The organism is Mycolicibacterium arcueilense, assembly GCF_058536225.1.
The window spans coordinates 180,501-205,166 of record NZ_JBZTYL010000026.1 but is presented as its reverse complement, the minus strand read 5'-3'; the positions used below and the strand labels follow the sequence as shown (position 1 = coordinate 205,166).

16 protein-coding genes are annotated in these 24,666 nt (G+C 66.7%); 5 read left to right on the top strand and 11 right to left on the bottom strand.

What is annotated here, in order from left to right; genetic code table 11:
• Positions 1-19 precede the first annotated feature (19 nt).
• Together AC4LGL_RS25165 and AC4LGL_RS25160 are read right to left on the bottom strand one after the other, a co-directional pair.
• On the bottom strand, positions 20-9,271 hold the full coding sequence (locus AC4LGL_RS25165; protein WP_491841130.1) for a fatty acid synthase subunit beta domain-containing protein: 9,252 nt from the start codon (positions 9,269-9,271) through the stop codon (positions 20-22).
• A 664-nt stretch (positions 9,272-9,935) separates the two neighbouring features.
• A complete protein-coding gene (locus tag AC4LGL_RS25160) occupies positions 9,936-10,550 on the bottom strand; it encodes a MerR family transcriptional regulator (protein ID WP_491841129.1) in 615 nt (204 codons plus the stop codon).
• 318 nt (positions 10,551-10,868) lie between these two features.
• Between AC4LGL_RS25160 and AC4LGL_RS25155 the strand changes: the two genes are divergently transcribed.
• A complete protein-coding gene (locus tag AC4LGL_RS25155; RefSeq protein ID WP_491841128.1) occupies positions 10,869-12,137 on the top strand; it encodes an MFS transporter in 1,269 nt (422 codons plus the stop codon).
• Here the strand turns inward: AC4LGL_RS25155 and AC4LGL_RS25150 are convergent.
• Positions 12,122-13,342 carry a low temperature requirement protein A gene (locus AC4LGL_RS25150; protein ID WP_491841127.1) on the bottom strand — a complete coding sequence of 407 codons (1,221 nt, stop codon included), beginning with the start codon at positions 13,340-13,342 and terminating at the stop codon, positions 12,122-12,124. The genes AC4LGL_RS25155 and AC4LGL_RS25150 overlap by 16 nt on opposite strands.
• A gap of 203 nt (positions 13,343-13,545) precedes the next feature.
• Here AC4LGL_RS25150 and AC4LGL_RS25145 point away from each other — a divergent pair, with 203 nt between their 5' ends.
• Positions 13,546-14,133 carry an AfsR/SARP family transcriptional regulator gene (locus AC4LGL_RS25145; protein ID WP_491841126.1) on the top strand — a complete coding sequence of 196 codons (588 nt, stop codon included), beginning with the start codon at positions 13,546-13,548 and terminating at the stop codon, positions 14,131-14,133.
• 135 nt (positions 14,134-14,268) lie between these two features.
• Here AC4LGL_RS25145 and AC4LGL_RS25140 read toward each other — a convergent pair whose 3' ends face one another.
• The 5 genes from AC4LGL_RS25140 to AC4LGL_RS25120 all read right to left on the bottom strand — a co-directional run bounded on the left by AC4LGL_RS25140 (position 14,269) and on the right by AC4LGL_RS25120 (position 20,198).
• On the bottom strand, positions 14,269-14,934 hold the full coding sequence (locus AC4LGL_RS25140; RefSeq protein WP_491841125.1) for a twin-arginine translocation pathway signal: 666 nt from the start codon (positions 14,932-14,934) through the stop codon (positions 14,269-14,271).
• Positions 14,931-15,752, bottom strand: a complete 822-nt coding sequence (locus AC4LGL_RS25135) for an Rv1363c family protein (RefSeq protein WP_491841124.1) — start codon at positions 15,750-15,752, stop codon at positions 14,931-14,933. The genes AC4LGL_RS25140 and AC4LGL_RS25135 overlap by 4 nt, the downstream gene beginning before the upstream one ends.
• A gap of 143 nt (positions 15,753-15,895) precedes the next feature.
• A complete protein-coding gene (locus tag AC4LGL_RS25130) occupies positions 15,896-17,374 on the bottom strand; it encodes a FadD3 family acyl-CoA ligase (RefSeq protein WP_491841393.1) in 1,479 nt (492 codons plus the stop codon).
• 12 nt (positions 17,375-17,386) lie between these two features.
• The gene (locus tag AC4LGL_RS25125; protein WP_491841123.1) at positions 17,387-18,577 is read right to left on the bottom strand and encodes an amidohydrolase family protein; all 1,191 of its coding nucleotides are present in this window, start codon (positions 18,575-18,577) and stop codon (positions 17,387-17,389) included.
• 79 nt (positions 18,578-18,656) lie between these two features.
• On the bottom strand, positions 18,657-20,198 hold the full coding sequence (locus AC4LGL_RS25120) for an AMP-binding protein (RefSeq protein WP_055120438.1): 1,542 nt from the start codon (positions 20,196-20,198) through the stop codon (positions 18,657-18,659).
• Positions 20,199-20,256: 58 nt separating this feature from the next.
• Between AC4LGL_RS25120 and AC4LGL_RS25115 the strand changes: the two genes are divergently transcribed.
• The gene (locus tag AC4LGL_RS25115) at positions 20,257-20,973 is read left to right on the top strand and encodes an enoyl-CoA hydratase/isomerase family protein (RefSeq protein WP_055115857.1); all 717 of its coding nucleotides are present in this window, start codon (positions 20,257-20,259) and stop codon (positions 20,971-20,973) included.
• A gap of 15 nt (positions 20,974-20,988) precedes the next feature.
• Here the strand turns inward: AC4LGL_RS25115 and AC4LGL_RS25110 are convergent, their stop codons facing one another.
• Entirely contained in the window at positions 20,989-21,387 is a 399-nt protein-coding gene (locus AC4LGL_RS25110) for a hypothetical protein (RefSeq protein WP_169618792.1), read from the bottom strand.
• Positions 21,388-21,564: 177 nt separating this feature from the next.
• Complete coding sequence (locus tag AC4LGL_RS25105) at positions 21,565-22,089, bottom strand: VOC family protein (RefSeq protein WP_135359019.1); 525 nt, start codon at positions 22,087-22,089, stop codon at positions 21,565-21,567.
• A 99-nt stretch (positions 22,090-22,188) separates the two neighbouring features.
• Here AC4LGL_RS25105 and AC4LGL_RS25100 point away from each other — a divergent pair, with 99 nt between their 5' ends.
• Together AC4LGL_RS25100 and AC4LGL_RS25095 are read left to right on the top strand one after the other, a co-directional pair.
• Positions 22,189-22,620, top strand: coding sequence for a Zn-ribbon domain-containing OB-fold protein (locus tag AC4LGL_RS25100; protein ID WP_491841122.1), 432 nt, complete (start codon positions 22,189-22,191; stop codon positions 22,618-22,620).
• 12 nt (positions 22,621-22,632) lie between these two features.
• Entirely contained in the window at positions 22,633-23,778 is a 1,146-nt protein-coding gene (locus tag AC4LGL_RS25095; protein WP_135359021.1) for a thiolase family protein, read from the top strand.
• A 102-nt stretch (positions 23,779-23,880) separates the two neighbouring features.
• Here AC4LGL_RS25095 and AC4LGL_RS25090 read toward each other — a convergent pair whose 3' ends face one another.
• Positions 23,881-24,486, bottom strand: coding sequence for a TetR/AcrR family transcriptional regulator (locus tag AC4LGL_RS25090; RefSeq protein WP_088304717.1), 606 nt, complete (start codon positions 24,484-24,486; stop codon positions 23,881-23,883).
• Positions 24,487-24,666: the final 180 nt, after the last annotated feature.

The following is a 24,666-nucleotide window of genomic DNA, read 5'->3' as shown; positions in this document are numbered from 1 at the left end:
CACCTCTCCGTGCCCGCACTCACCGCACATAGAGATCGTCGTCACCGAGGCGGGCGTCCGCGTTCAGCAACATCGCGGCTTCCTGACGCTTCTCCGGCACATCGTGGTCGAAGCGGCGGTCGGCGGGCTTCTCGTACATCGGACGCCCGCCGGCGATCGCTCCGGCCAGGCGGCGCTGACCGGCCAGCGTGCGCTGCTCGGCGCGCTTGCGGTAGTCGTCGCGCTCGGCCGGATCCAGTGACGCGATGAACGCCTCCGGATGCACCAGGGCAACCAGACCCGACACGTGACCGAACCCGAGGCTGGTGACCAGACCGGCCTTGAGCGGGAACTTCCCGCGCAGGTCGAGGGCCTCGCGCACCCAGACGAAGTGGCCGGAGGTGGCCAGCTCGTCGTCGACGCAGTCCAGGCTGCGGTTCGGCGGGATCACGCCGTCGCGCAGGATCTGGCACAGACCCATCATCTGGAACACCGCCGCGCCGCCCTTGGCGTGCCCGGTCAGCGTCTTCTGGCTGACGATGAACAGCGGCGCACCCTGCGAACGGCCCATCGAGTCGGCCAGCCGCTCGTGCAGCTCGGTCTCGTTGGGATCGTTGGCCAGCGTCGAGGTGTCGTGCTTGGAGATCACCGCGATGTCGTCGGCGCCGACACCCAGCTTGGCCAACGAGCGAGCCAGCTGCGAGTCCTTGCCGCCACGCCCGGCACCAAGGGCACCCAGGCCCGGAGCCGGGATCGAGGTGTGCACACCGTCGGCGAAGCTCTGCGCGTAGCCGACCACGGCCAGCACCGGCAGACCCATCTTGGCGGCCAGATCACCGCGGGCCAGCAGGATGGTGCCACCGCCCTGGGCTTCCAGGAAGCCGAGACGACGACGGTCGTTGGCGCGGGAGAACTTCGAGTCGCTGATGCCCTTGGCCCGCATCATCTCGGTGTCGGCCGTGGCGGCCATGTCACCGAAGCCGATGATGGCTTCCAGGGTCAGATCGTCGAAGCCGCCGGCGATCACCAGGTCGGCCTTGCCGAGGCGGATCTTGTCCACACCTTCCTCGACCGAGACGGCCGCGGTGGCGCAGGCGCCGACGGGGTGGACCATGGCGCCGTAGCCACCGACATAGCTCTGCATGACGTGTGCCGCAACGACGTTGGGCAGCACCTCCTGCAGGATGTCGTTCGGCTTGGCGCGGCCCAGCAGGTTGCCGTGGTACATGGTCTGCATCGAGGTCATGCCGCCCATGCCGGTGCCCTGCGTGGAGGCCACCAGGCTCGGGTGAACCCAACGCATCAGCTCGGTCGGGGTGAAGCCCGAGGACAGGAACGCGTCGACGGTGGCGACGATGTTCCACAGCGCAACCCGGTCGATCGAGTTGGCCATGTCCGGGGTGATGCCCCACACCGTCGGGTCGAAGCCGGTCGGGATCTGGGCACCGACCGTGCGCGACAGTTTGGTCTTGCGCGGAACCCGAATCTCGGTGCCCGCCTTGCGGATCACCTGCCAGTCACTGGAATCGGGAACCGGCCGGGCCACCGTGTGTTCGGGGTCGAAGGACACGAATGCCCGGGCATCGGCCTCACTGGAGACGACGAAGCTGAAGTCCTTGTCCAGGAACACGCTGACCAGCAGCGGCGAGGCGTGATCGGGGTCGATCGCACCGTCGTCCACGAATTCGCGGATGCCGCAACGTTCCACCACGGCGTCGTGGTAGCGCTCCACGATCTCCGATTCGGGCACCAGGTCACCGGTCGTCGTGTCGTACCAGCCGGCCTTGGGATCGTCTTCCCACTTGACCAGACCGGTAGTCCAGGCCAGTTCCAGCACGCCGGCCGCCGACAACTCGCCGGAGACCTCCATCTCGAAGCGGGTACGCGACGAGCCGTACGGCCCGAGCTCGGCACCACCGACGATCACCACCAGGTCGGCCGGGTCGACGTCGAGGTCGGCCCACTCCGGCGCGGGCGCCGGGTTGTGTCCGCGCGGCGGGGACGGCAGCGCCGCAACGGTGTTGCTACCGCCTTCCTCGTCCTCGGATTCGGCTGCGGCGCTGGACATGTCCTCGCGAGCCTTGGCAGCCAGCTCGGCCATGTCGATCTTGATGTCGCCCAGTCCGCCGGTCAGGTCGGCCTTGATCGGCGCGTTGGCCGCGGCCACCTTGGACTCCACCGTGCACAGGTTCAGCAGCATGGCTGCCATCTCCGCGGTGCTGTAGGTGGTGACGCCGGCCTCCTCGACCGCGCTGACGATGGCGTCGTTGTGCCCCATCAGCCCGGTGCCCTTGGTCCAGCCGATCAGCGCGTGCGCCAGGCTGACCCGCTCGGCCCACGAGCTTTCCGCGCTCCAGCGGTTCACCAGCGCGTCGAGCGCTGACTTGGATTCGCCGTACGCGCCGTCGCCGCCGAACATGCCGCGGTTGGGCGAGCCCGGCAGCACCACATGCAGGCGCGAGGCGATGTCACGCTCGGCACCGATCGTCGACAGCCCGCCGATGAGCCGCTGCACGGCCCACAGCAGGACCTTCATCTCCATCTCGGAGCGTGAACCCGCTTCGGAGAGGTCCCCGGCCACGCGCGGCGCGGCGAACGGGAACAGCAGCGTCGGGGTCTGCGCATCCTTGAGGTGGATCGATTGCGGCCCAAGGCTTTCGATCTGCTCGCTACTGACCCACTCGGCCAGCTTGTCGATGTCGGAGTAGGACGCCATGTTGGCCGGGACCACCCACAGGGTGGCGCCGAAGCGGGCGTTCTCGCGGTAGAGCTTCTTGTAGAACGCCAGCCGGTCGTCGTCCAGACGCGAGGTGGTGGCGATGACGGTGGCACCGCCGTCGAGCAGCTGCCCGACGACCGAAGAGGCGATAGAGCCCTTCGACGCACCGGTCACCACGGCGACCTCGTTGGTGTAGCGCCCCTTGCCCGGGTTCTCCGCACCGGCCGCGATGCGACCGAACAACGACGCGTGGATGGTGCGCCCGGCAGCGAGCGCCTTGCCCTGCCACCAATTCGCCTGCGTGGCAACGGCATGCCCGGCACCCTCGAACCGCTCCGACAGGTGCGGCCAGTCGGCGTCGATCTCACCCTCGTCTGCCAGCCACAGCTTGACCAGGTCCTCACGTGCGCTCGCCCAGCGGTCGTCGAACACGACGGCCTTCTTGGCATCGAACGCCGGAGCCACCAATCGCGGCCAATCCGAACCGAGTTCGGTGGTGACCAGGTCGATCAGCTCGGCATCGGTGGCAGCCTCGGGGGCGCCCACGGGCGCATCCAGACCGAGCTGACCCAGAATCGTGCGCGCGGCCGAGGCCAGCACGCCGTCGGGACCGGTGACCTTCTCGGCGAACTCGTTCAGCGCGGCCGAATCCACCACACCGCCACCACCGGCTCCGCCGGCCGAGGGCAGGCTCACCGGGACACCCCGACGCGCACCCACCGCGGCGACCGCGGCGTCGATGACCTTGTCGACGTCAGCGGCACTCGCCAGCGCGCCCGGGTGCAGACCACCCAGATCGCCGCCGCGAACGCTGCTGCCTTCACGGGTGCCCATGGCCACCTCGACGGTGACGTGCTTGGCCCAGCCCGGTCCGAGTTCCCAGGTCTTGGTGACCCGCTCGGCGATGTAGCCCGGACGCTTGCCCGACGGGCCGAAGACCGTGCGCAGCTGATCGTTGATGGCGTCCGAGAGCACCGGACCGAACGGCTTGTAGGTCCGGGCCAGCTTGCTGACCTGTCCCTTGAGCGCGCCCAGATCCGCCTCGGCGGCACCGTCGATGGCACCCAGGTTCAGCTCGGAGCCCAGGTCGACCAGCAGCTGGTTGCGACGCGAGGACGCACCGTCGGTGATGGACTCGATGGAGTCCAGCGCCTCGATCTGGTCGATGCGCATCTTGGCGCTCAGCGCGATGAGGCCCACCGTGGCGTCGGCCGCGTCGAACGTGATGTCGTCGGGCCGTGGGCCGCCGGACGGAGCAGCCGGGGCGGCCGCGGGCGCCGGGGCTGCCTCGGCCGCAGGGGCGGCTTCAGCGGACGGGCTCGCCGGGCTTTCGTCGACCTCGGGCTCCGGCTCCGGATCGGTGTCGCTGGCGAACAGCACCGCGGCATCGCGCTCGGCGTTGAGCACCTCGACGGTGCTATGGGCGTATTCGGGCAGCTTGAGCGTGTTGGTGGCCAGGCCGGCGACGGTCGGCGCGTTCTTCACGCCGATCTCGACGAACCGCTCCACTCCGAGTCCGCCTGCGGCCTCCTCGATGAACAGCAGGTCCTGGGTCTCGATCCAGCGCACCGGGCTGGCGAACTGCCAGGCCAGCAGCTCGATGACGACCTTGCGGCACAACTCGATCGGACGCTCGTTACGCCAGGTGTCGTAGTCGGCGAGGATCTCGTCGAGCGGCTCGGCCGGCACCAGATCTCGGATTTCCTGAATGAAGTCGCGGTCCAGTGTGAACGGCCGGGGCACCAGGTTCGGGATGTAGCGGCCGACGACCAACTCCGGGTCGCGATCGCGCGGCAGGACGCGTTCCAGGCTGCGCCGGAAATCGTCCACGCCCACGCGCAGCACGCTGGAGTGGAACGGCACGTCGATGCCGGGCACCAGGATGAACGACCGCTTGCCGCCGCTGATCTCGCGACGACGCTCGACCTCTTCCTCCAGCGCCTCCAGACCGCGCACCGTTCCGGCGATCGCGTACTGCGAACCACGCAGGTTGAAGTTCACGATCTGCAGGAATTCACCTGTACGTGTAGCGATCTCGGCGACGAAGCTCTCGACGTCCTCATCGGCGAGGTCGATCTGCGACGGCCGGATCGCGGCCAGCCGGTAGTTGGACCGGCCCCGCTCGTCACGCGGCACGATGTCGTGCATCTTGGAGCCGCGGTGGAACACCGCCTCCAGCAGACCTTCGAGCTCGATCACTCCGGAAACGCAAGCCAGCGCGGTGTACTCACCGACGGAGTGACCGCAGGCGATCGCCCCTTCGACGAACGCACCCTGCTCGCGCATCTCGGCAACCTGGGCCGCGGCCGTCGTGGCCATGGCGACCTGGGTGAACTGCGTCAGGTACAGCACGCCCTCGGGGTGCTCGTAATGCACACCGGAGGCGATCAGCGACGTCGGGTTGTCGCGGACCACGTGCAGCACCGAGAAGCCGAGCGTCTCTCGGGTGAACTTGTCGGCCTTGTCCCACACCTTGCGGGCGGCCTTGGACCGGGCCCGGACCTCCATGCCCATGCCCTTGGACTGAATGCCCTGGCCGGGGAACGCGTAGACGGTCTTGGGTGCGGCCAGGCGTGCGGTGGCGGCCATCACCAGCTCGGAGCCGATGCGGGCCTGAACCTCGACAACCTCTGCGCCGACGTCGATTCCGACCCGGTCGACGCGGAAGTCGACCTCGTCGCCCGGCTTGACCATGCCCAGGAAGCGGGCGGTCCAGCCGACCAGCTTGGCCGGCGGAATCGGCTTGCCGTCGGTGGCGGTGACGACGTGCTGCGCGGCGGCGGACAGCCACATGCCGTGCACGATGGGCGATTCCAGACCGGCCAGCAGCGCGGCGGCCCGGTCGGTGTGGATCGGGTTGTGGTCACCGGACACCACGGCGAACGGCCGCATGTCCACGGGCGCACCGACGGTGACGTCGCGACGACGACGACGCGGGGTGTCGGTGGCGTTGTCCGAGATCGCGCCGCCGGCCCGGACCGGGTCGGTCAGCTCGGCCTCACCGGTGCGGCCGCGGATCGCGAACCGCTCCTCGAGCTTGGCCAGCTCGGTGCCATCTGCACTGGTCACGGTCACCGAAACCGGCACAACGCGGCCAACTTCGGTGTCATGTGCCGCCGAAGCTGTTGCGGTGACGGTCAATTCGGCGGGCTCGGTCGGGAGCGCCGACAACAGGTGCGCGGCGTGGTCCAGGTGCACGAGGCTCAGCAGACCCTCGACGACCGGGAATCCGGAGTCGGTGGCGGCGGAACCGATCGCGGCGAAGACCGCGGGCCAGCAGCGGCCGACCAGCGCGTCGGGGACGACGGTGAGCGTCGGCGCCAGCGGGGCACCGAAGGTGGCGGTGACGCCGGTGTGGTCGGCGACCTGCTCCGGGTTCCAGGCGACGGTGACCGTGGCGGCCCCGTCGACGACAGGAGGCAGGGCGTCCGGTCCGTCGACACCCGCGGCGATGGCGAGCACGGACCGCATTGCGGTCGCCGCATCGGCGACCTCGACGACCGGTGCGCCACCGCTACGGATGGCATCGGTGAGGGTGAACCGGATGTCGATCCAGGTTCCCGACAGCGGCACCGACAGCACCACGTGCCGATCGTCGGCGACCTCGAGCCGCGCTCCCGTGGACGGGTTTGTAGCGGAACGGTTCTCGTTCACCTGCCACGCAGAGGCGGGGGCGATCCGGTGCACCGGGTTGACCGAGGTGCGCCCGGCCCACAACACGTCGGGAGCGTCAAGCAGCACGGCCAACGGACCGGTCACGTCGTCGCGGCCCTGACGGCGCGACAGCACGGCCTGCGGCTGGGCACCGGCGGCCAGCGCCTCGTCGACGGCGGTCTGCTCGAAGCGGTCCAGCAGTTCGCCGACGGGCTCGTCGACCCGGGTGATGCCGGCCACCGCTTCGGTACCGGGGATGACGCAGACCTGATCGGCCGCGTAGCGCGCATCGTGGGCCTGCCACAGCGAGTCACTGCGCCACCAGCGGCGCACGTCCTTGTCGATCACCGGGACGAAGTTGACCGGCTTGCCCAGCGACTTGCACAGCTCGACGAAGAACGGCACGTCGGCCGGGTGCAGCTGCACCGATGCGGCGTCCGGGTAGGCCGAGACCAGCGCGGCCAGCGCGGTCTTCGGGTCCTCCAGCAGTGCCTCGCCGTCGCCGGCGGCATCGAACAGCGTCTCGATGGAGCCGAAATCCTGTGCACTCAAACGCGCTTCGGCGCGCTTGAGCATCTGCTCGAAGCGGTCGCGCCAGGTGATGTCCAGCCACGGCGAGTGCTCGCGCTTGGTGTCGGCGGTGCTGTTGCCCTCGCCGATCGCCAGCTCGATGTAGCGACGCAGCCACTGCAGGTAGGTCATGTCGGCGACATCACCGAAGTACGGCTTGGCGGTGTCGGCCATCGCGGCGATGATCTCGTCGCGACGGGCGGCCACCGAATCGGCGTCACCGGCCACCTCGTCGAGCAGCCGGCCGCAACGCGACGCGGTGTTGTCGATCTCGTGGATGTCGGCGCCGAGCTGGCTGCGCCCGGAGGCCATGCCGCCCGAGGCCTTGCCTGCCCCCACCCATGCGTCGGTGCCCTTGGTGTCCACCAGCAGCTGCTTGACCTGCGGGCTGGTGGTCGCTTCAAGGGTGGCCATGGCGGCGGTGCCGACCAGGATGCCGTCGATCGGCATCAGCGGGTAACCGTGGGCGGCCGACCAGCGTCCGGACAGGTACTCGGCGGAGCGCTCGGGGGTGCCGATGCCGCCGCCGACGCAGATGGTGATGTTGGACCGGCTGCGCAGCTCGGAGTAGGTGGCCAGCAGCAGGTCGTCGAGGTCCTCCCACGAGTGGTGGCCACCCGCGCGGCCGCCCTCGATGTGGACGATCACCGGCTTGGTGGGCACCTCGGCCGCGATCCGGATGACCGAGCGGATCTGCTCGACGGTGCCCGGCTTGAACACCACGTGGCTGATGCCGAGGTCGTTGAGTTCGCCGATCAGCTCGACGGCCTCTTCGAGGTCCGGGATACCGGCACTGACGATGACGCCGTCGATCGGCGCGCCGGACTGGCGGGCGCGCTGCACCAGACGCTTGCCACCGACCTGCAGCTTCCACAGGTAAGGATCGAGGAACAAGGTGTTGAACTGGATCGCCCGGCCGGGCTCCAACAGCTCACCCAGCTCGGCGATGCGATCGTTGAAGATCGGCTCGGTGACCTGTCCGCCACCCGCGAGTTCGGCCCAGTGGCCGGCGTTTGCTGCGGCCGCGACGATCTTGGCGTCGACAGTGGTGGGGGTCATACCGGCCAGCAGGATCGGCGAACGTCCGGTGAGACGGGTGAACTTGGTCGAGAGCTTGACCGAACCGTCGGGCAGGCTGACCACGGTCGGGGCGTAGCTCGACCACGGGCGGGCCACCTCTGGCACCGCGCCGATGGTGAACAGGTTGCGCTGGCCACCGCGGGTTGCGGCGGGCACGATCCCGATGCCGAGGCCGCGGACCACCGGGGCGGTCAGGCGGGTCAGGATGTCGCCGGGGCCGAGGTCAAGAATCCATCGAGCTCCAGCATCGCTGATCTCGGTGATCTCGTCGACCCAGTCCACCTGGCTGACCAGGATGGACTCGGTCATCGCGCGGGCGAGTTCGACGTCGATGCCGACGGCCTCGGCCCAGCGGGCGACGATCTCGATGCCGTCGGCCAGACGCGGAGTGTGGAATCCGACCTCGACCTGCACCGGGTCGAAGACCGGGGCGAAGACCGCGCCGCCGCGGACTTTGCTCTTGCGCTCGGCCTCTTCCTTCTCAGCGATCTGGTTGCAGTACAGCTCGAACCGCGACAGCTGCTCGGGCGTGCCGGTGATCACAACGGAACGCCGACCGTTGCGGATGGACAGCACCGGGGGCAGCACGGTGCGCACGTCCTGGCTGAACTCTTCGAGCAGCTCGTAGATGCGCTCGGGCTCGGCATTGGTCACCGACACCATCGGCGGGCGGTCACCCAGCACGGTGATCCCGCGACGACGGGCGACCAGGGTGCCTGCTGCGCCGATCAGCTGCGCCAGCGCCAGCAGCTGCACGTCCTTGGCACCCTTGGCGGCCAGGGCCTCGACGGCCAGCACGCCCTGGGAATGCCCGGCGACGGCCACCGGCGGGGTGGCGGCCAGGTCCATGCCCTGACGGGCCAGTGCGCGCACCGCAGCGATCTGGGTGAGCAGGACGCCGGGCACCGACACCGCGGCAGAGGTCAGCTGCTTGTCGGAGGGCACCGGCTCCTCGGCGGCCAGCGCGCGGACCCACTGCAGGGGCTCGAACCCGATGGGCCGGACCACGACGAGCTCGGCGGCCACCGGCTCGAGCAGCAGCTCGGCCTCGCCGGCCAGGGTCGCCAGTTCGGCCTCGATACCGGCCGAGGACACCAACTCCTCAAGAGTCTCCAGCCAGGCGCTGCCCTGGCCACCAAACGCGACGGCGTAGGGCTCACCGGCGCTCAGCCGGTCCACGAGAGCGTGGGTGGAGTCAGCCTGCCGACCGTCGGATCCTGAGTCGTCGTTGCGACCGGCGGACACCCGGTCGTGTTCATAGATCGTCACTGGCGCTATCTCCTCGGTGCTGCTGTGGTTCTGCGGTGAATGGTGTCGCGTGTGGCTGTCGCGTGCGGTCTTGGTTATCTGTCTGCATGTCTGGGGCGGTGTGGCTGCCCGGCGACAGGCCAACGGCGATTCAGCGTCGAATCAGGCGGGGAACGCGGTGCCGCCGGAGTCCTCCGGACGGTGTCACGCACATTCCCGCCGTACTAAGAGTGTCATAAGAGGTGGTGGGCTTTTTCCGCCCAGATTGGTTACTGGCGAGTTCTACGCATGGGTAACCGCCGGTAACGTAACGCGGCGTCGAGTAGCGCCCAAAGACATTCGGGACAAACGTCCTGTTGGCAGGTGGTTACGGTCGAGTAGGGATAACTGCGCAGATCAAGGCAGTATTGTTATCGAATCGTTATCTAAATTTTCCGCCGCATCCGGGGCCGCGAACCGGCCGCGAACCAGCAGACAATCGAGCCGATTCTGTCTAGCGAATCACACGCACTCGGGCCGAAAGTTTGCTGGAATATCTTACTCGCCGGTAACTATTCAGTCCCACTGGCCGGATCTCGGCTTCAGGACATGGTTGATGTCGACGCCGATGCCCCCGACTTTGCGCTTGTCGATCTCGACCTGATGCAGGGGCGCGACCCACCGTTGACTTCCGGTGGATGGACGATCAATCAGCGGTGCCCACGCCCGCACGTAGGGCCCGGTCCACCCCGGCCGAGACCACCGCCCGGGCCAGCTCGGGCAGACCGGCATCCGAAGGGGCCCCCTGACATTCAGCGACGGCAGCGGCAGCCGACTCGGCCAGATGATCGATCTCCGGCCCTGTCACCCGAGCGAGGTGGGCCATGCTGCGGACGAGACGCCGATGGTCCTCCGCGCCGTTGATGAGCGCGACCAAGGCGGGATCGGTCACTTCGATAGAACCGTCCACGACGTCCGCCAACCCGAACTCCACAAGCGTCCGGGCGTCATCTCCGGCCGGGTCCACGTTCAAAACCAGCGTCGTCGGCCGGTACCAGTCCGAAGCCCGGACTCCCAAGGCCTCGGCCAGATCCTTGCCGCCGCGCAACGCGACGAAGAACTCGGCGATGTGCGCCGAATTGAATCCCTTGGCCAGTAGCTGGCTGATCGATGTCAACTGATGCAGGTGCCGCTCACCGTAATACGCCGAGCGCCCGACGCGCCGCGGCGAATCGAGTAACCCGCGTTCACGATAAGCGCGGATATTGCGAGCGCTGACGCCGGAAATTCGCGCCAGGTCTTCAAGACGGTACTCAGCCAAGCCGGCGCCCTCCGCGTCGGTTTGAACAGCGATTCATGCCGACACCCTACTCCCCGGTTATTGGTGCGAGCGAATTCGCAGCTACAGCATTCCATCATCCGATGGCAGGATCTGCAGCGCGACCAGCTGCGGATATGTCTGCCACCCTCTCTCAACTTGTACATGAGAGTGCATTTTCAGCCAACTTGGTGAATCGATGGAAAACCGGGTTGGAGGCGAAATTCACAACGGTGACAAACGGGCGCTGTCGCTCGAACGCCTACGGTGAGAGACCATGTACGTCTGCCCCGCGAAACACATTTGACGAAAGGTGCCCGCGTGCGTCCCTGGATCGTTTGGGCCACCGGGCTGCTCGCGTACATCATCGCCGTTCTCGACCGCACCACCCTCGGCGTCTCGGGCCTGCAGGCAGCCGACAGATTTGCCGCAAGCCCGGGCGTGCTGTCCACATTCGTGGTGTTGCAGGTGATCGTCTACGCCGCGGCGCAGGTTCCCGCCGGACTATTGTTGGACCGCTTCGGTTCCCGGGTTCTCATCGTCTGCGGGGCCGCGCTGATGACCGCGGGGCAGCTCGTGCTCGCACTCAGCGAGTCACTACCCGCAGCCATCGGTGCGCGGGCCATCGTCGGCCTCGGCGACGCACTGACCTTCATCTCGGTTCTCCGTCTGGTGCCCCATTGGTTCGAGCCGGCTCGTGTCCCGTTGGTGGCCCAGTTGACCGGCATCTGCGGCCAGCTCGGCCAGGTGCTCTCCGCGGTCCCGTTTCTGGCGATCCTCACTGGTAGGGGCTGGACGCCCGCCTATCTGTCGGTCGCCGCATTCGGCCTGGTGGTGATCGTGTTGGCACTGGCGCTGATCCGCAACACACCGCACGGTTCGGCGATGACACCCGAACCGATCTCGATGCACACCACCCTGTCTCGCATCAAGACCGTCTGGCTCCGACCCGGCACCCGGCTCGGGTTCTTCACCCACATGGGCACCCAGTTCTCGGTGACGGTCTTCGCGTTGATGTGGGGGGTGCCCTATCTCACCGTGGCGCAAGGGCTTTCGGAGACAGCGGCGGGGACGCTGCTGACCGTCTCGGTGGTGGCCGCCATCTCCGCCGGGATCATGATCGGCATCTTCACCGGGCGCCATCCGCACCGCAGATCACGCCTGGTGCTCTGGATCATCGCCAGTAATGCCTTGGTGTGGACCGTGGTGCTGGCTCTGCCCGGCCCGGCGCCGGTGTGGTTGTTGGTGGTGCTCATCGTCGTCATCTCAGTGGGTGGCCCCGGGTCGATGGTCGGCTTCGACTTCGCCCGCACGTTCAATCCGAGTCATAACCTCGGCACCGCGCAGGGCATGGTGAACATGGGCGGTTTCCTGGCGGCGCTGCTGGTGATGCAGGCCATGGGACTGATCCTGTCCGGAACCGACAGCTACTCGTTCGCCTCGTTCCGCGTGGCCTGGTCCGTCCAGTACGCGGTGTGGATCCTGGCCACCGTCGGAATCCTGATCACCCGCCACAAGACGCGCCGCCTACTGGCAGCCGAGCAGGAACGAATGCTGTTGGAGAGCTTCGAAACTCATCCCGGTCGATGAACGTCCAGACGCCGACGGACGATCGCCGCTGCGTGGCGGTGCCCGACGGCCTCGAACCCTACGACGACGACCACGGGAGCCGCGGTGACGACCAACAGGCACACCGCCATCGACGTCCCAGATGCGGCCAGCGCCACCGCAGCCACAAGCGCGGCCCCGGCCAGCACCAGCAACAGCGCGTGGAGCAGATCTGCCTCGCCCACCAGACATGAGTAGATGACGAACATCGACAACAGGTAGATGCCCACCGGAATCGCGACCGCCAGCACGGTGCCGACGGAATCCAGCTTCGACTGGCCGTCGACGTAGTAGGCGGCCACGTGGAGTCCGGCGCCGGTCGCGACGATCGCACCGAACACCGCCACGTGCAGATAGCCGTACCAGAACGAGAGTTGGCGCCTGGCATGTAGCAAGTCGCCGGCCGGAATCAGGAAATACACCCACCACATACCGAAGGTCAGGCCGGTGCCGGCAGCCACCAGCAGGATGGCATCGGTGGACCAGCCGTGCTCCCCCACCGCTGCGGTCAACGACGCCACGGTGCCGACCACACCTTCACCCAGCGCGATGATCGCGAGCAGTCCGTATCGTTCCGCGACGTGATGGGCGTGCCATGGCGTGCCTCCCATGCGCCGCTCGGCCAGCAGCGGGCCACTGATCTCCACCACCACCAGCCCCAGCGCGGTGGCGAAGAAGACCGGAACCGAGGTCTCCACGAAGATCTGGACGATCCAGCCGATCTGGGCGACGACGACTGCACAGGCGTACGTCAGGCAGGCGGACCGATGTTGTCGATCCTGCGCAGCAGCCCGTAACCACTGCCCCACCAGGGCAATTCGCATCACCACATACCCGGCCACCAGCACCGAGTTGTCGACGTGCCCACCGTGTTCGACCGACGCGAACATCGCCGGTATGCCGAGCGAGAGAATGATGACGCCGACCATCTGCAGCATCGTCATGACGCGGTACACCCAGTCGTCGGTGTCATAGGCAGACGCGAACCAGGTGAAGTTCATCCACGCCCACCAGATCGCGAATGCAGCGAAGGCAAAGCCCACCAGACCAGCCGACACATGCCCCTCGGCCATCAGATGCGCGAACTGTGCGGCGGCCACCCCGAAGGCGATGACAAACGTCAGGTCGAACAGCAGTTCCAACGGACTCGCCACCCGGTGCTGCTCGTGCGGGTCGCGTCCGGACATCCTGCTCAGGCGGTGGGATTGAACCGGGTTCGATGTTTCTTCGTTCAACCTGATGTGTCCCTTTCTCACCACGATTTCCCGCAATTCCATCGCATCCGGGCGCAGGACAGTGGATTGCCGACGGCGTGGTGGGCAGAAACTCACCGAAATACAAGTAGTCGACTACTGATGCCAGGGCGCCGGCCTCACTCGAGGATGTGTATATGTCCAAGCAATTCAGGCTGAACCTCCTCGGCGAGTTCGCCGTGTATCGAGACACTGAACCGCTGGTATTGCCGCCGTCGTGTCGCCGGTTGGTGGCCCTGGCCGCGGTGAAGCGCCGTGAGCTGCACCGCAGCTGGGTCTGTGACTTGCTGTGGCCGGGCAGCCCTCCGCACAAGGCGGTGTCCTCGCTGCGTTCTGCGCTGTGGCGGTTACGGCCGCTGGGAGCCGACGCGTTGCTCGTCGTGCGACACCAGTACGTCAGCCTGGCGCCCGAGGTGACGGTCGACTGGCACGAAGCGGTCGCCTTGCACGAGGCGCTGACCATGATCGAAGGACGACCGGTGCCCGCGGGCGCTCATCCGACCCTGCACCGGCTGGTGCGCAGCGGCGACCTGCTCGAAGGCTGGACGGATTCCTGGTGCAAGACCGAGCGTGACCGCTACCGAGCCATCCAGCAGTCCGTTCGGGACACCCCCGACAGCGCCGTGCCGAGACAGGTAACGCACTACGCGGTCGGAGGCTCTGCGCATCGTCCCGCCGCCCGCGGGGGCCTCCGCCACAACGACAACGCATGGTGCCGACCGTGAGTGCGTTGCTGCTCGGCCTCGTCGTGGTCAGCGCATTCGCGACCGCGTTGGCGGTGCACGAGCTGCAGACGTGGCTGGAGCGCTGGGAGTACGAGCGTCACGCTCAGGATTGACGCCGGTCGGTGGAAGGTCCCGCTACACAGGATCGAACGACGAGATCAACCAGTTGCCGTCGATCTTGCTCAGTCCCACTTTGACCGCGCTGGCCGTGAAGCTCCCGTTGGGGTTCTCGGCGCTCGTGGTGGCCTGGTTGACGAACACCAGCGCCACGGCTGAATCCGGATGGATCTCCGAGATGGCCGAGCGCACCACCGCAGCGGTGGTCTTGACCGATTTCTGTTTTGCCGCCGGAGCGACGATCTCCTCGGTGAACTGGGTGTAGTAGGACAGGAAATCGCCGGTCAGATGAGTCTTGGCCGCTGTGAAGTCCCGGTCGAGACTGTCCGGCGCGTAGCTCAGCAGGGCCACGGTGCCGTCGCTCGCCGCCTTGAGCACCGTCGCCGACGCTGCCTCACCGGTCTGCTGGTCGTTGCGGAACTGCGCGAAGTACAGCCACCCGGCGAGAGCTGCTGACGCGATCAGCGCCACCACCAGGGCCAGCGGGACCCACAGCTTCGCCAGCCTCTGCGACCACCCTGACGCGGGCTCGTCGGCTGCGGTGTCGGTGACGTCCTCGGCCTCGTCGGGGCTGTGGATCTCGACTTCCGTCTCGGTGTCGTCGATCTCGACTGCCGTCTCGGTGTCTTCTTTCTCGACTGCCGTCTCGGTGTCGTTCTGGGTCTTCTTGATGTCCACGGTCACGGCACGAACTCGACTTTCGACAGCTTGATCTGGTCGCCTTCGCGGACCATGTCAACGGCCACCCGCCACGGCCGCGGTTGCTTGTTGGCACCTGTGGTGTTGGTGACCTGGGTGTTGACCGCGACCAGGACCACAGCTTTGTCATCGCTCATGGTGTCCACAGCGGCGGCGGTCACTTTCGCCTCGGTCACCACCTTGGCATCCTGGGCCAGCTTGACGAAGTCTTTCGACTGCGACTCGAAATCCTCCCGGAACTCGCCCGTCGAGTTGTCGAGGATGTTCTTGACGGCGTCCTGGGCGTGGTTGAAATCGAGCGACATGAGCGTCACGACGGTCTGGCGGGCGGCGGCGGTGTATTCCGCCGCGAGTTGCTGGCGGTGCTCGGCTTGACGGTGGTGCCAGATCATCCAGCCGCTGGCGACGAGCAGGCCCACGATGACGATGATCGTCAGGCAGCTCGCCAGCATCTTCCAGAACAGGCGTGAGACCCGCACCCGCGGCAGGCGACGTGACGACGCGCCCTCGACGGCTCCTGCCTCTGCATCTACGCCGGCAGTTTCGGTGATCTCAGGGGTCTCGGACCCTTCGGCGTCCGCGGTGTCGTCGGCATCTTCGGCCACCGTCGTGACCACGTCCTCGTCCGCGGCAGCCTGGTTGCGCAGCCGAATGGCGCGGGCCCTGGCGCGTGCGGCAGCCGCTACGGCCTCGGCCTCTGCGGCCTCAGCCTCGGCCAACTCGGCCTGTTCGAGTGCGTCGCCTGGCGACGCGTCATCTTCGCTAGTATCGAGTACCGGCGACGAAGGCTTGCGGGACGGCATGCCGACCTCCTGTCCGTTCAGCAGCCTGCTTAACGAGAATAACGTTATCAGTTTGCGGTAGTGACCCGAGAGTACATCATCGACAGCAGGCGCTTAAATGGCCATTTACCTGCGGAAATGATGTTTACGTGCTGTGCGTTCACTTAGCCCGGGCTGGTAGTTATCCGGGACTCAAGCTGGTTCTTCATCACCTTGCCGGTGGCATTGAGCGGTAGTTCGTCGAGGAACTCGACATACCGAGGCACTTTGTAGCCAGCCATGCGCTCGCGGCTCCACGCGATGAGGTCCGCGGCAGCCACAGGCGAGACCGCGGGCTCGTCCCGCAGCACCACGAACGCCTTGCCGACCTGGCCCATCCGCTCGTCGGCGACGCCGATGACGGCAACCTGGGCGATCGCCGGATGCTCCAGCAGGAATCCTTCGATCTCCGCGGGGTAGGCGTTGAAGCCGCCGACGATGAACATGTCCTTCTTGCGCCCGACGATCCGCAGCCGGCCGGATTCGGTGAACTCGCCGAGATCTCCGGTGTGCAACCAGCCGTCGGGGTCGATCGCCTCGGCGGTCGCGGCCGGATCGTCGAGGTAGCCCTGCATCACGTTGTATCCGCGCACCAGCACCTCGGCGTCATCGGCGATGCGCACCTCGACCTCCCCGCACGGAAGTCCGGCGGTGGTGGCCACCTCCTCGGCCGAGTCACCGGGTCGCGACAACGTGACGTTGCCTGCCTCGGTGAGCCCGTACCCGGTCATCAGCGTCTGGAACGGCAACTCCTCGCGGATGCGTCGCACCAGCTCCACCGGAATGTCGGCGGCGCCGGTCACCCCGGCACGCAACGTCGCCAGCCGGTCGCGGTCGGCGACGGCCAGCAGCGAGTGGTACAGCGTGGGTGGCCCGGGCAGCATCGTGATGCGCTCGCGCTCAATGAGTTCCACGACACTGTCGACGTCGAACACCCCGACCGGCAACATGGTCGCACCGCGGAGGAAGGACGCCACCAACCCGGCCTTCAACCCGAAGGTGTGGAAGTACGGGTTGATCATCAGATAGCGGTCACCCTCGCGCAGATCCGCCAGGGTGGCCCACTCCTCGTACGCCCGCAGCGTCTGACGATGATTCATCATCGCGCCCTTGGGCCTGCCGGTGGTACCCGACGTGAAGATGACGTCGGAGACGTCAGTGGGGCTCACATCCCGGGTGAACGGGGTTCCACTGCTCAAGAAGTCCGACTTCAGATCGATGGTCGGAACATCGAGATCGGTCCCGGCGAACGTGAAATCCTGCCCCAGGAAACCCTTTTGGATCATCACCGCCTTGGCACCGCTGCGCGCGACCACATCGGCGGCCTCGTCGGCCTTGAACCTCGTATTGACCGGAACCAGGACACCGCCGGCGGCCATGATCCCGAATGCGGCGATGATCCACTCGGCCGAGTTGGGCGCCCAGACCGCGACCCGGTCCCCCTTGTCGACGCCGAACTCGGCGAACGCACCCGCGGCTTTCCGGATACGCTCGCCGACCTCGGCAAAGGACAGGCGCAGCGGACCGTCGACGACAGCTTCGGCATCGCCGAAACGGTCCGCTGCACCCAAGACCATCGCGGGGATGGTCTGTGGTTGTCCGATGTGTCCAGTCACTTAGGTCGTGACGAGGCGACCGAGGTTTCCACCCATGATCTTGGCCTGATCCTCGACAGCGAGGTGCTCAAGCGCAGTCACGTAGTGGGTGGGCTCGGCCAGACCCTCCGGGTGCGGCCAGTCGGAGCCGTACAGCACCTGGTCGACACCGATCAGGTTGATCAGGTCGTCGATGCCTTCCTCGTAGAACGGGCTGACATAGATGCGGTTCTTGATCTCTTCGATCGGGTTGCCGAGGAACGCCTCGGGAGCCTTCTTGTAGACCTCGGCCATCGAATCCAGCAGCGGGAACATCCATTTCGAGCCGGCTTCGACGATGCCGACCTTGAGCTTCGGATGGCGGAACAGCGCACCGTGGATCACCCAGGAAGCCACGGCATCCTGGATCGGGCGCCACTCGTTGAGGATCGACATGGCGTTGGTCTGGAACGGCAGCATCTCCTGCACGGTGCCGTCCCATTCCGAGGTGTAGCGCGAGTACCCGCTGTCGGAGGAGTGCATGCCGACGAACACGTCGTACTCGACGCAGCGCTCCCAGAAGGGGTCGAACTCGGGCAACGCGAACGAGCGCGGGCCGCGGAAACCGGGCACCGGCGCCGGGCGGACCAGGATGGCGCGGGCACCGCGCTTGACGGCCCACTCCAACTCCTCGATCGCCTTCTCGACGATCGGCAGGGTGATGACCGGGGTGACGAAGATCCGGTTCTGGTAGTTGAAGCCCCAGACCTCGTCCAGCCACTGGTTGAGCGAGTGGATGATGACGTGGATGGCGACCGGGTTGTCGCGCAGCCGCTCCTCGATGAGGCTGGCCAGCGTCGGGAACATCAGCGAGCGGTCGACGCCGAGTTCGTTCATCAGCTCCAGACGCGGCCCCGGCTCGAAGAAGGCCGGGATGGACCGCATCGGCTCACCGAACAGCTCACGCTTGCTCTTGCCGTCCGGGTTGCCGAACTTGAAGTACTCCTCCCATGCGCCGGGCTTGGCGACATGCGAGAACGTGGGGTTCGGGATGTAGTTGCTGATGTGGCCGTCGATCGCGATCTTGGTACGTCCGTTGACCTCGACGTACTGGACGATGTCCTTGTACTCCTTGGGGAGGTACTTGGTCATGGCCTCCGGCGGCTCGTACAGGTGGTTGTCCGCGTCGAACAGCGGAAACGGAATGTCGACCCTATGCGACAGTTGTCCCATGGAAAACTCCTTTGCAATTCACGAGAATCATATTCTCACTTGCTAGCTGCCGCAATGCCCAGCACGCCACAGAGACTGCTCAGCGGGCGATTGCAGCAATCTGTTGACGGATGACGAACTTCTGCACCTTGCCGCTGGCCGTACGGGGCAAGTCTTCGGCCAGATGTAGCTCTTCCGGCCACTTCTGCCGGGCCACTCCGTTGGACTCGAAATGCGACCGGACCTGATCGAGAGTCGGCATCATGCCGCCGTCGCGCACGCGGAGTACCGCGGCCACCCGCTCCCCCAGACGCGCATCCGGCGCGGCCACCACGATCGCCTCGATCACATCGGGCAGTCCGAGCAGCACCTCCTCCACCTCCAGTGCGCTGATGTTCTCGCCACCCCGGATGATCAGATCAGTGGTGCGGTCGGTGATCGTCAGATAGCCGTCGTCGTCGAGCACCCCGATATCCCCGGTGCGGTACCAGCCGTCGGCGTCGAAATGCTTTGCGGTCAGGGCATCGTCGGTGTAGCCCAGGCAGAGGTCCGGCCCGCGGCTGAAGATCTCGCCGTCCGGGCCGAGCCGGATCTCCACGCCGGGACGCACATTGCCGTCGGTGTACAGGCGCTTGGCCTCGGGGGCCCCTGCGCCGGACCCGGTGATCGACGGATGCTCGGTGCTCCCATAGGAACGGAAGACGAACAGGCCCAGATCGGCCAGGCGCCGGGTGACGGCCGCGGGCACCGTCGAGCCGCCGAGGCCGACAGTGGTGAACCGGGCCAGATGGCGTTCGTTGAACTGCGGATGGTCCATCAGGCTGGTGACGAAATACGGTGGCCCACCGCCGATCGACAATTCGTCCTGCTCGATCAGCTCCAGCACCTTGCCCGGATCCCACACGTCGCACAGATCGATCGGCGCACCTTCGAGCACCGGGATCAGAAACGCGCCGAGCATCCCGATGAAGTGCCCGACGGGCGTGGCCGTGAGCTGACGGCCACGGTCCGGCGGGTAGTTCTCCAGCAACTGGCGGGTTTCGAAGCCCAGCGTCTGGTGGCTGTGGATGACACCCTTGGGTTCGCGGGTGGTTCCGGAGGTGAACGCGATCAGGGCCGGCGCGGCCGGATCCGCGGTCAGCGTGCCACTCATCGGCTCGTCGGCGAGAAGCTCGGTGAAGGAAAGTTGACCGACCAGCCCGACGATCGGCACCTCGGCACACAGGTCAGGCTGGTACGTCATCCGGCCGAACTGTTCGGTGGTGATGAACACCTTCGGCTGCGCCGTGGCCATGATGTGGCCGAGTTCCTTGCGTCCGTAGAAGTGCACGATCGGCACCGTCACGGTCCCGAGGAACGCCGAGGCCCAGAACGCGACCGCGGCCTCCATCCAGTTCGGCAACTGCATGGCCACGACGTCGCCGGGCCCGACTCCACGATCACGAAGCCCGGCCGCCAGCCGTCGAGCGGTGCGCTCGACCTCGCCGAAGGTGCCGCGGTACGGACGCGTCGCGGAATGCACGTAGAAGCCGGCATCGGGGCTGGCAGCCAGGCCGTCGGCCAGCATCTGGCCCAGGGTTTCGGGCCGCCACCAGCCTTCTTCGACGTACCGTTTGGTCAGCTCAACGGGGATGTCGCGCACAACGGTGATGTTATTCTCATCAAACGAGAATGCCAATCCCGGAACTGGAGAACGTTTGATGGTCGACCTCGAAATCGACGGCGAACTGGCGGTCATCACGATCGACCGCCCGCAGGCACGCAACGCCATCTCGCTGGACACCATGGATGCGCTGAACAAGGCGTTGGACGGCGCCGCAGGCGCGTCCGCTCTGGTGATCACCGGCGGCGGCGACCGCGCCTTTGTCTCCGGAGGTGACCTCAAGGAACTGGCGGCATTGCGCACGGAACTCGAGGCGTCCGAGATGGCCTGGCGGATGCGCACGATCTGCGACCGCATCGCCGGATTCGACGGACCGGTCATCGCCGCGCTCAACGGCCATGCCCTGGGCGGCGGGGCCGAAGTCGCCGTGGCAGCAGACATCCGAATCGCCGCCGATGACATCAAGATCGGCTTCAACCAGGTGGCCCTGGCGATCATGCCCGCCTGGGGCGGGGCCGAACGGCTCGCCACCCTGGTCGGTCGCAGCCGGGCCCTGCTACTCGCCGGAACCGGCCGGATCCTCGGTGCCCGCGAGGCGGAGCAGTTCGGCCTGATCGACCAGGTAGTTCCCCGCGCCGAGTTCGCCGAGACCTGGCGATCCACGGCGCAGTTACTGGCCCGGCGTCAGGCCGGCGAGGTCAAACGGGTGATCAACGGCGTGTCCACCACCGAGGCCGTTTCGGCCTTCGCCCGGCTCTGGTGCTCCGACGAGCACTGGGCCGCCGCGGACAAGGTGATGAACAAGGGTAAGTAGGCCTGGCGGGCGACGTCAGGGAACGTGCACGCAGCCCACGCCGGGAACGCAGCCGCCACCGCCACCGGGTCCGCCGCCACCGGTCGGGCCGCCCGGAATCGAGCCGCCGCCACCGCCCGGTCCGCCACTGCCGGTCGGGCCACCGGGAATCTGACCGCCGCCACCGCCGGGGCCACCACCACCGGTCGGGCCACCGGGAATCGAACCACCCCCGCCTTCGGGACCGCCGCCACCCGTGGGTCCACCCGGAACGGTGCCTTCGCCGCCGGGGGCAGGAGCAGTGGTCTCCACAGTGGTGGGTGTGGTGACTGTGGTGGGCGTGGTGACAGATGTCGTCGACGGGGCGGTGTCCTCACTTGACCCGCAACCGGCGAGTGGCGCCGCAGTGAGCGCGATGCCCATCCCGACGGTCATCGACCACTTCCGGATACGGACCCAAGGGTCGCCGTTGCGGGTTGCCCTCACGGGCCGGGTTAATGACATGGTCAGACTCCAGTTTCAGCCAGGGCACTTTTTGCGCTCGGAACGACTGAGTTCCCACTGACCGCCGGCTTGAATCATCGCCGGCAGGCATACGTCACCACACCCCGATCAGCCGCCCAATTCGCGGACCGGGTCACTGCCGTCCCAGGTGACAGCCTGTTCCCGTACATAGGCGCCCATGCCGCCGGAGGATTCGGTCAGTTCCATGATCTCGACGATCGCTGCGCCGGTCGGCGGTTCGAAGTAGGCGAAGCGCACGCCCTCGGCCTCCCCGCCCGACCACACCAGTGGCCAACCGGCCTCGGCGAGCTTTGCCATCGCCTTATCGAAATCGGCTGTCCAGTAGGCGAGTTGGTGAAAGCCGCCGGCTGGAGCGCCGGCGAGGAACTCGGTGAAGATGCTGGGCGTGTCATCGAGTTGTTGGATCAACTCGACCTGCAGGTCACCGCTGTTGGACAACGCGAGAGACAGCTTCACCTCACACGGGTCACCGCGGTAGCGCACTCGCTGCGGCAGGTTGCGGATCACGAACCACGGGCCGACGCCCATCCTCAGCCAGCCCGATATCGCGTCGTCCAGGTCGGTGACCACGTACCCGATCTGGCGGACCTCCCCCGGTAGAACCTCGCTCACGCCGACTCCCTCCGCTGTCCCGTCTGAACTGCCCACGAGAGACTACCGAGAGTCGGTTCTCACTAGACGAGAATTGCATTTCCAGTTATCGTCAGCGACGTGTCAACACAGATTGCTCTGGCGCCCGAGATCTCGACGTGGCCTGACGCCGAACCCCAGCTGATCGGCAGCCGTTGCACCGACTGCGCCGCCACCACCTTCCCCGCCCAGGCCCGGTGCCCCAAGTGCTCCGGCGCCAACACCGAACAGGTGAACCTGCCCCGACGCGGCACCGTCATCGCCTGGACCACCCAGGGCTTCCCACCCGGCGCCCCCTACAAGGGGCCCACCGGCAAGAACTTCGTCCCCTTCGGCGTCGGCCTGGTCGAACTCACCGACGACACCGGACCCGTCCTGCGCGTCGAAGGACGCCTCACCGAAAACGACCCCGCCAAACTGCAATTCGGCATGGACGTCGAACTCACCATGATCCCGTTCACCACCGACGAAGAAGGCAACGACATCTTCACGTTCGCCTTCCAACCCGTCTAGAAGGGCACGCACATGACCAACGATGTAGCCATCATCGGCGTCGGCCTGCACCCGTTCGGCCGCTTCGACAAGACCGCGATGCAGATGGGTGCCGAGGCGATCCAATTCGCGCTCGAGGATGCGGGCCTGGAGTGGAAGGACATCCAGTTCGGGTTCGGCGGCAGCTATGAGGTGTCCAATCCGGATGCGGTCACCCGCCTGGTCGGGCTGACCGGCATCACCTTCACCAACGTGTTCAACGCGTGTGCCACCGCGGCCAGCGCCATCCAACAGACCGCCGACACCATCCGGTTGGGCAAGTACGACATCGGCATCGCGATCGGTCTGGACAAGCACCCGCGCGGTGCCTTCACCGACGATCCGGCGAAACTCGCACTGCCGCAGTGGTATGCCGAGAACGGCCAGTTCGTAACCACCAAGTTTTTTGGCATGAAGGCCAACCACTACATCCACAAGCACAACATCTCCGAGGAGACGCTGGCCCGGGTGGCCAACAAGAACTTCCGCAACGGTGAGCTGAACCCGAATGCGTTCCGGCGCAAGGAGATCTCGGTCGAGGAGATCATGGCGTCGCCGGTGCTGAACTACCCGCTGCGGCAGTACATGTTCTGCGCCCCCGACGAGGGTGCGGCCGCGGTGATCATGTGTCGCGCCGACATCGCGCACAAGTACACCGACAAGCCGGTTTATGTGCGGGCCAGCGAGATCCGTACGCGCACCTACGGGGCCTACGAGGTGCACGGCACCTCGGCACCAATGGATGAGGATCCCTCGCCGACCGCATATGCGGCCAAGGCCGCCTATGAGGCCGCGGGCATCGGTCCCGAGGACGTCGACATCGCCCAACTGCAGGACACCGACGCCGGCGCCGAGGTGATCCACATGGCCGAGACGGGCCTGTGCGCCGACGGCGACCAGGAGAAGCTACTGCTCGAAGGCGCGACGGAGATCAACGGCACGATGCCGGTCAACACCGACGGCGGCCTGATCGCCAACGGCGAGCCGATCGGCGCCTCCGGCCTTCGCCAGATGCACGAGCTCGTGCGTCAGCTTCGCGGCGAGGCGGGCGAGCGTCAGGTACCGGGCAACCCGCGCGTCGGCCTGGCCCAGGTCTACGGCGCGCCGGGAACAGCCTCGGCCACCATCCTCTCGCTCTAGCTTTCCGAGCCACCGGTGAACGTCCCCCGCAACCTTGGTTTCGGGGGACGTTCGCTGGGGGCCCCTCCCGCTTGCGGGGGAGCGCTCGGGCAGACGCGTGCCTCAGGCCGGCAGTTCCAGCGGCTGCGGCTCACCTTCCAGACGTCGCAGCCAGTCCTCGCAGAACTGAAGCACCTCGGCGTGACCTGCCGTCATGCCGAGCGCCTGCTCCATCACCATCACCCGCGACACACTGGCTGCGATGAATGTCCACACGATCGGGGGCACCTCGGACGCATCGACGCCGTAGCGCTGCAGCGCTGCCTCGATCGCCTTGGTCTCCGCCTCACGGAACATCTCGGCGTAGCGGCCGATCTCAGCCCGCAGCACCGGTCGGTGATTGGCAAGCCCGGTCATCTCCATCGTCAAGCGCGTAGCGCTCGGGTCTGTGCCGAACCGCCACAGCGCCCACAACGGCTGCGGCGAGTTCAGGGCCTCGGCCTGCGCAGCCAACCCCTCGTCCGCCCGCCGCACGAACACGGCCAGGAACAGGTCGTCCATCGTGCGGAAGTAGTAATGCACCAGCTGGGGCTTGAGCCCGGCCCGTTCTGCCACCCGCCGGGACGTGACCGCGACGTACCCTTCCTCGATCATCAGCGCCTCGGCAGCGTCGAGCAGCACGATCCGGTTCTTCGCGTCCGGCGCCCCGATCCTTCGCGCCGATGCCATCGATCCTCCTTGCACCTTGTCGTCGACAACGTCTGGCTGATCGTAACTTTCGCCCAGCCAGGTGATCTTGACCACGACTCTACCGTCATGCTAAGCAGGTGCTCAGCAATTTTCGAAAATTCTTCGCACGGTGCAGCCCGTCGCGAAACCACTGCAGCGCACATTGATTTCGGGAGGCAG

What these genes read in the sequence shown, in the direction of transcription:
- AC4LGL_RS25150 (WP_491841127.1), bottom strand. Translation starts at nt 13,342, where the DNA reads ATGTCCGGACGCGACCCGCACGAGCAGCACCGGGTGGCGAGTCCGTTG.
- AC4LGL_RS25145 (WP_491841126.1), top strand. Translation starts at nt 13,546, where the DNA reads ATGTCCAAGCAATTCAGGCTGAACCTCCTCGGCGAGTTCGCCGTGTAT.
- AC4LGL_RS25135 (WP_491841124.1), bottom strand. Translation starts at nt 15,752, where the DNA reads ATGCCGTCCCGCAAGCCTTCGTCGCCGGTACTCGATACTAGCGAAGAT.
- AC4LGL_RS25125 (WP_491841123.1), bottom strand. Translation starts at nt 18,577, where the DNA reads ATGGGACAACTGTCGCATAGGGTCGACATTCCGTTTCCGCTGTTCGAC.
- AC4LGL_RS25115 (WP_055115857.1), top strand. Translation starts at nt 20,257, where the DNA reads ATGGTCGACCTCGAAATCGACGGCGAACTGGCGGTCATCACGATCGAC.
- AC4LGL_RS25110 (WP_169618792.1), bottom strand. Translation starts at nt 21,387, where the DNA reads ATGACCGTCGGGATGGGCATCGCGCTCACTGCGGCGCCACTCGCCGGT.
- AC4LGL_RS25095 (WP_135359021.1), top strand. Translation starts at nt 22,633, where the DNA reads ATGACCAACGATGTAGCCATCATCGGCGTCGGCCTGCACCCGTTCGGC.
- AC4LGL_RS25090 (WP_088304717.1), bottom strand. Translation starts at nt 24,486, where the DNA reads ATGGCATCGGCGCGAAGGATCGGGGCGCCGGACGCGAAGAACCGGATC.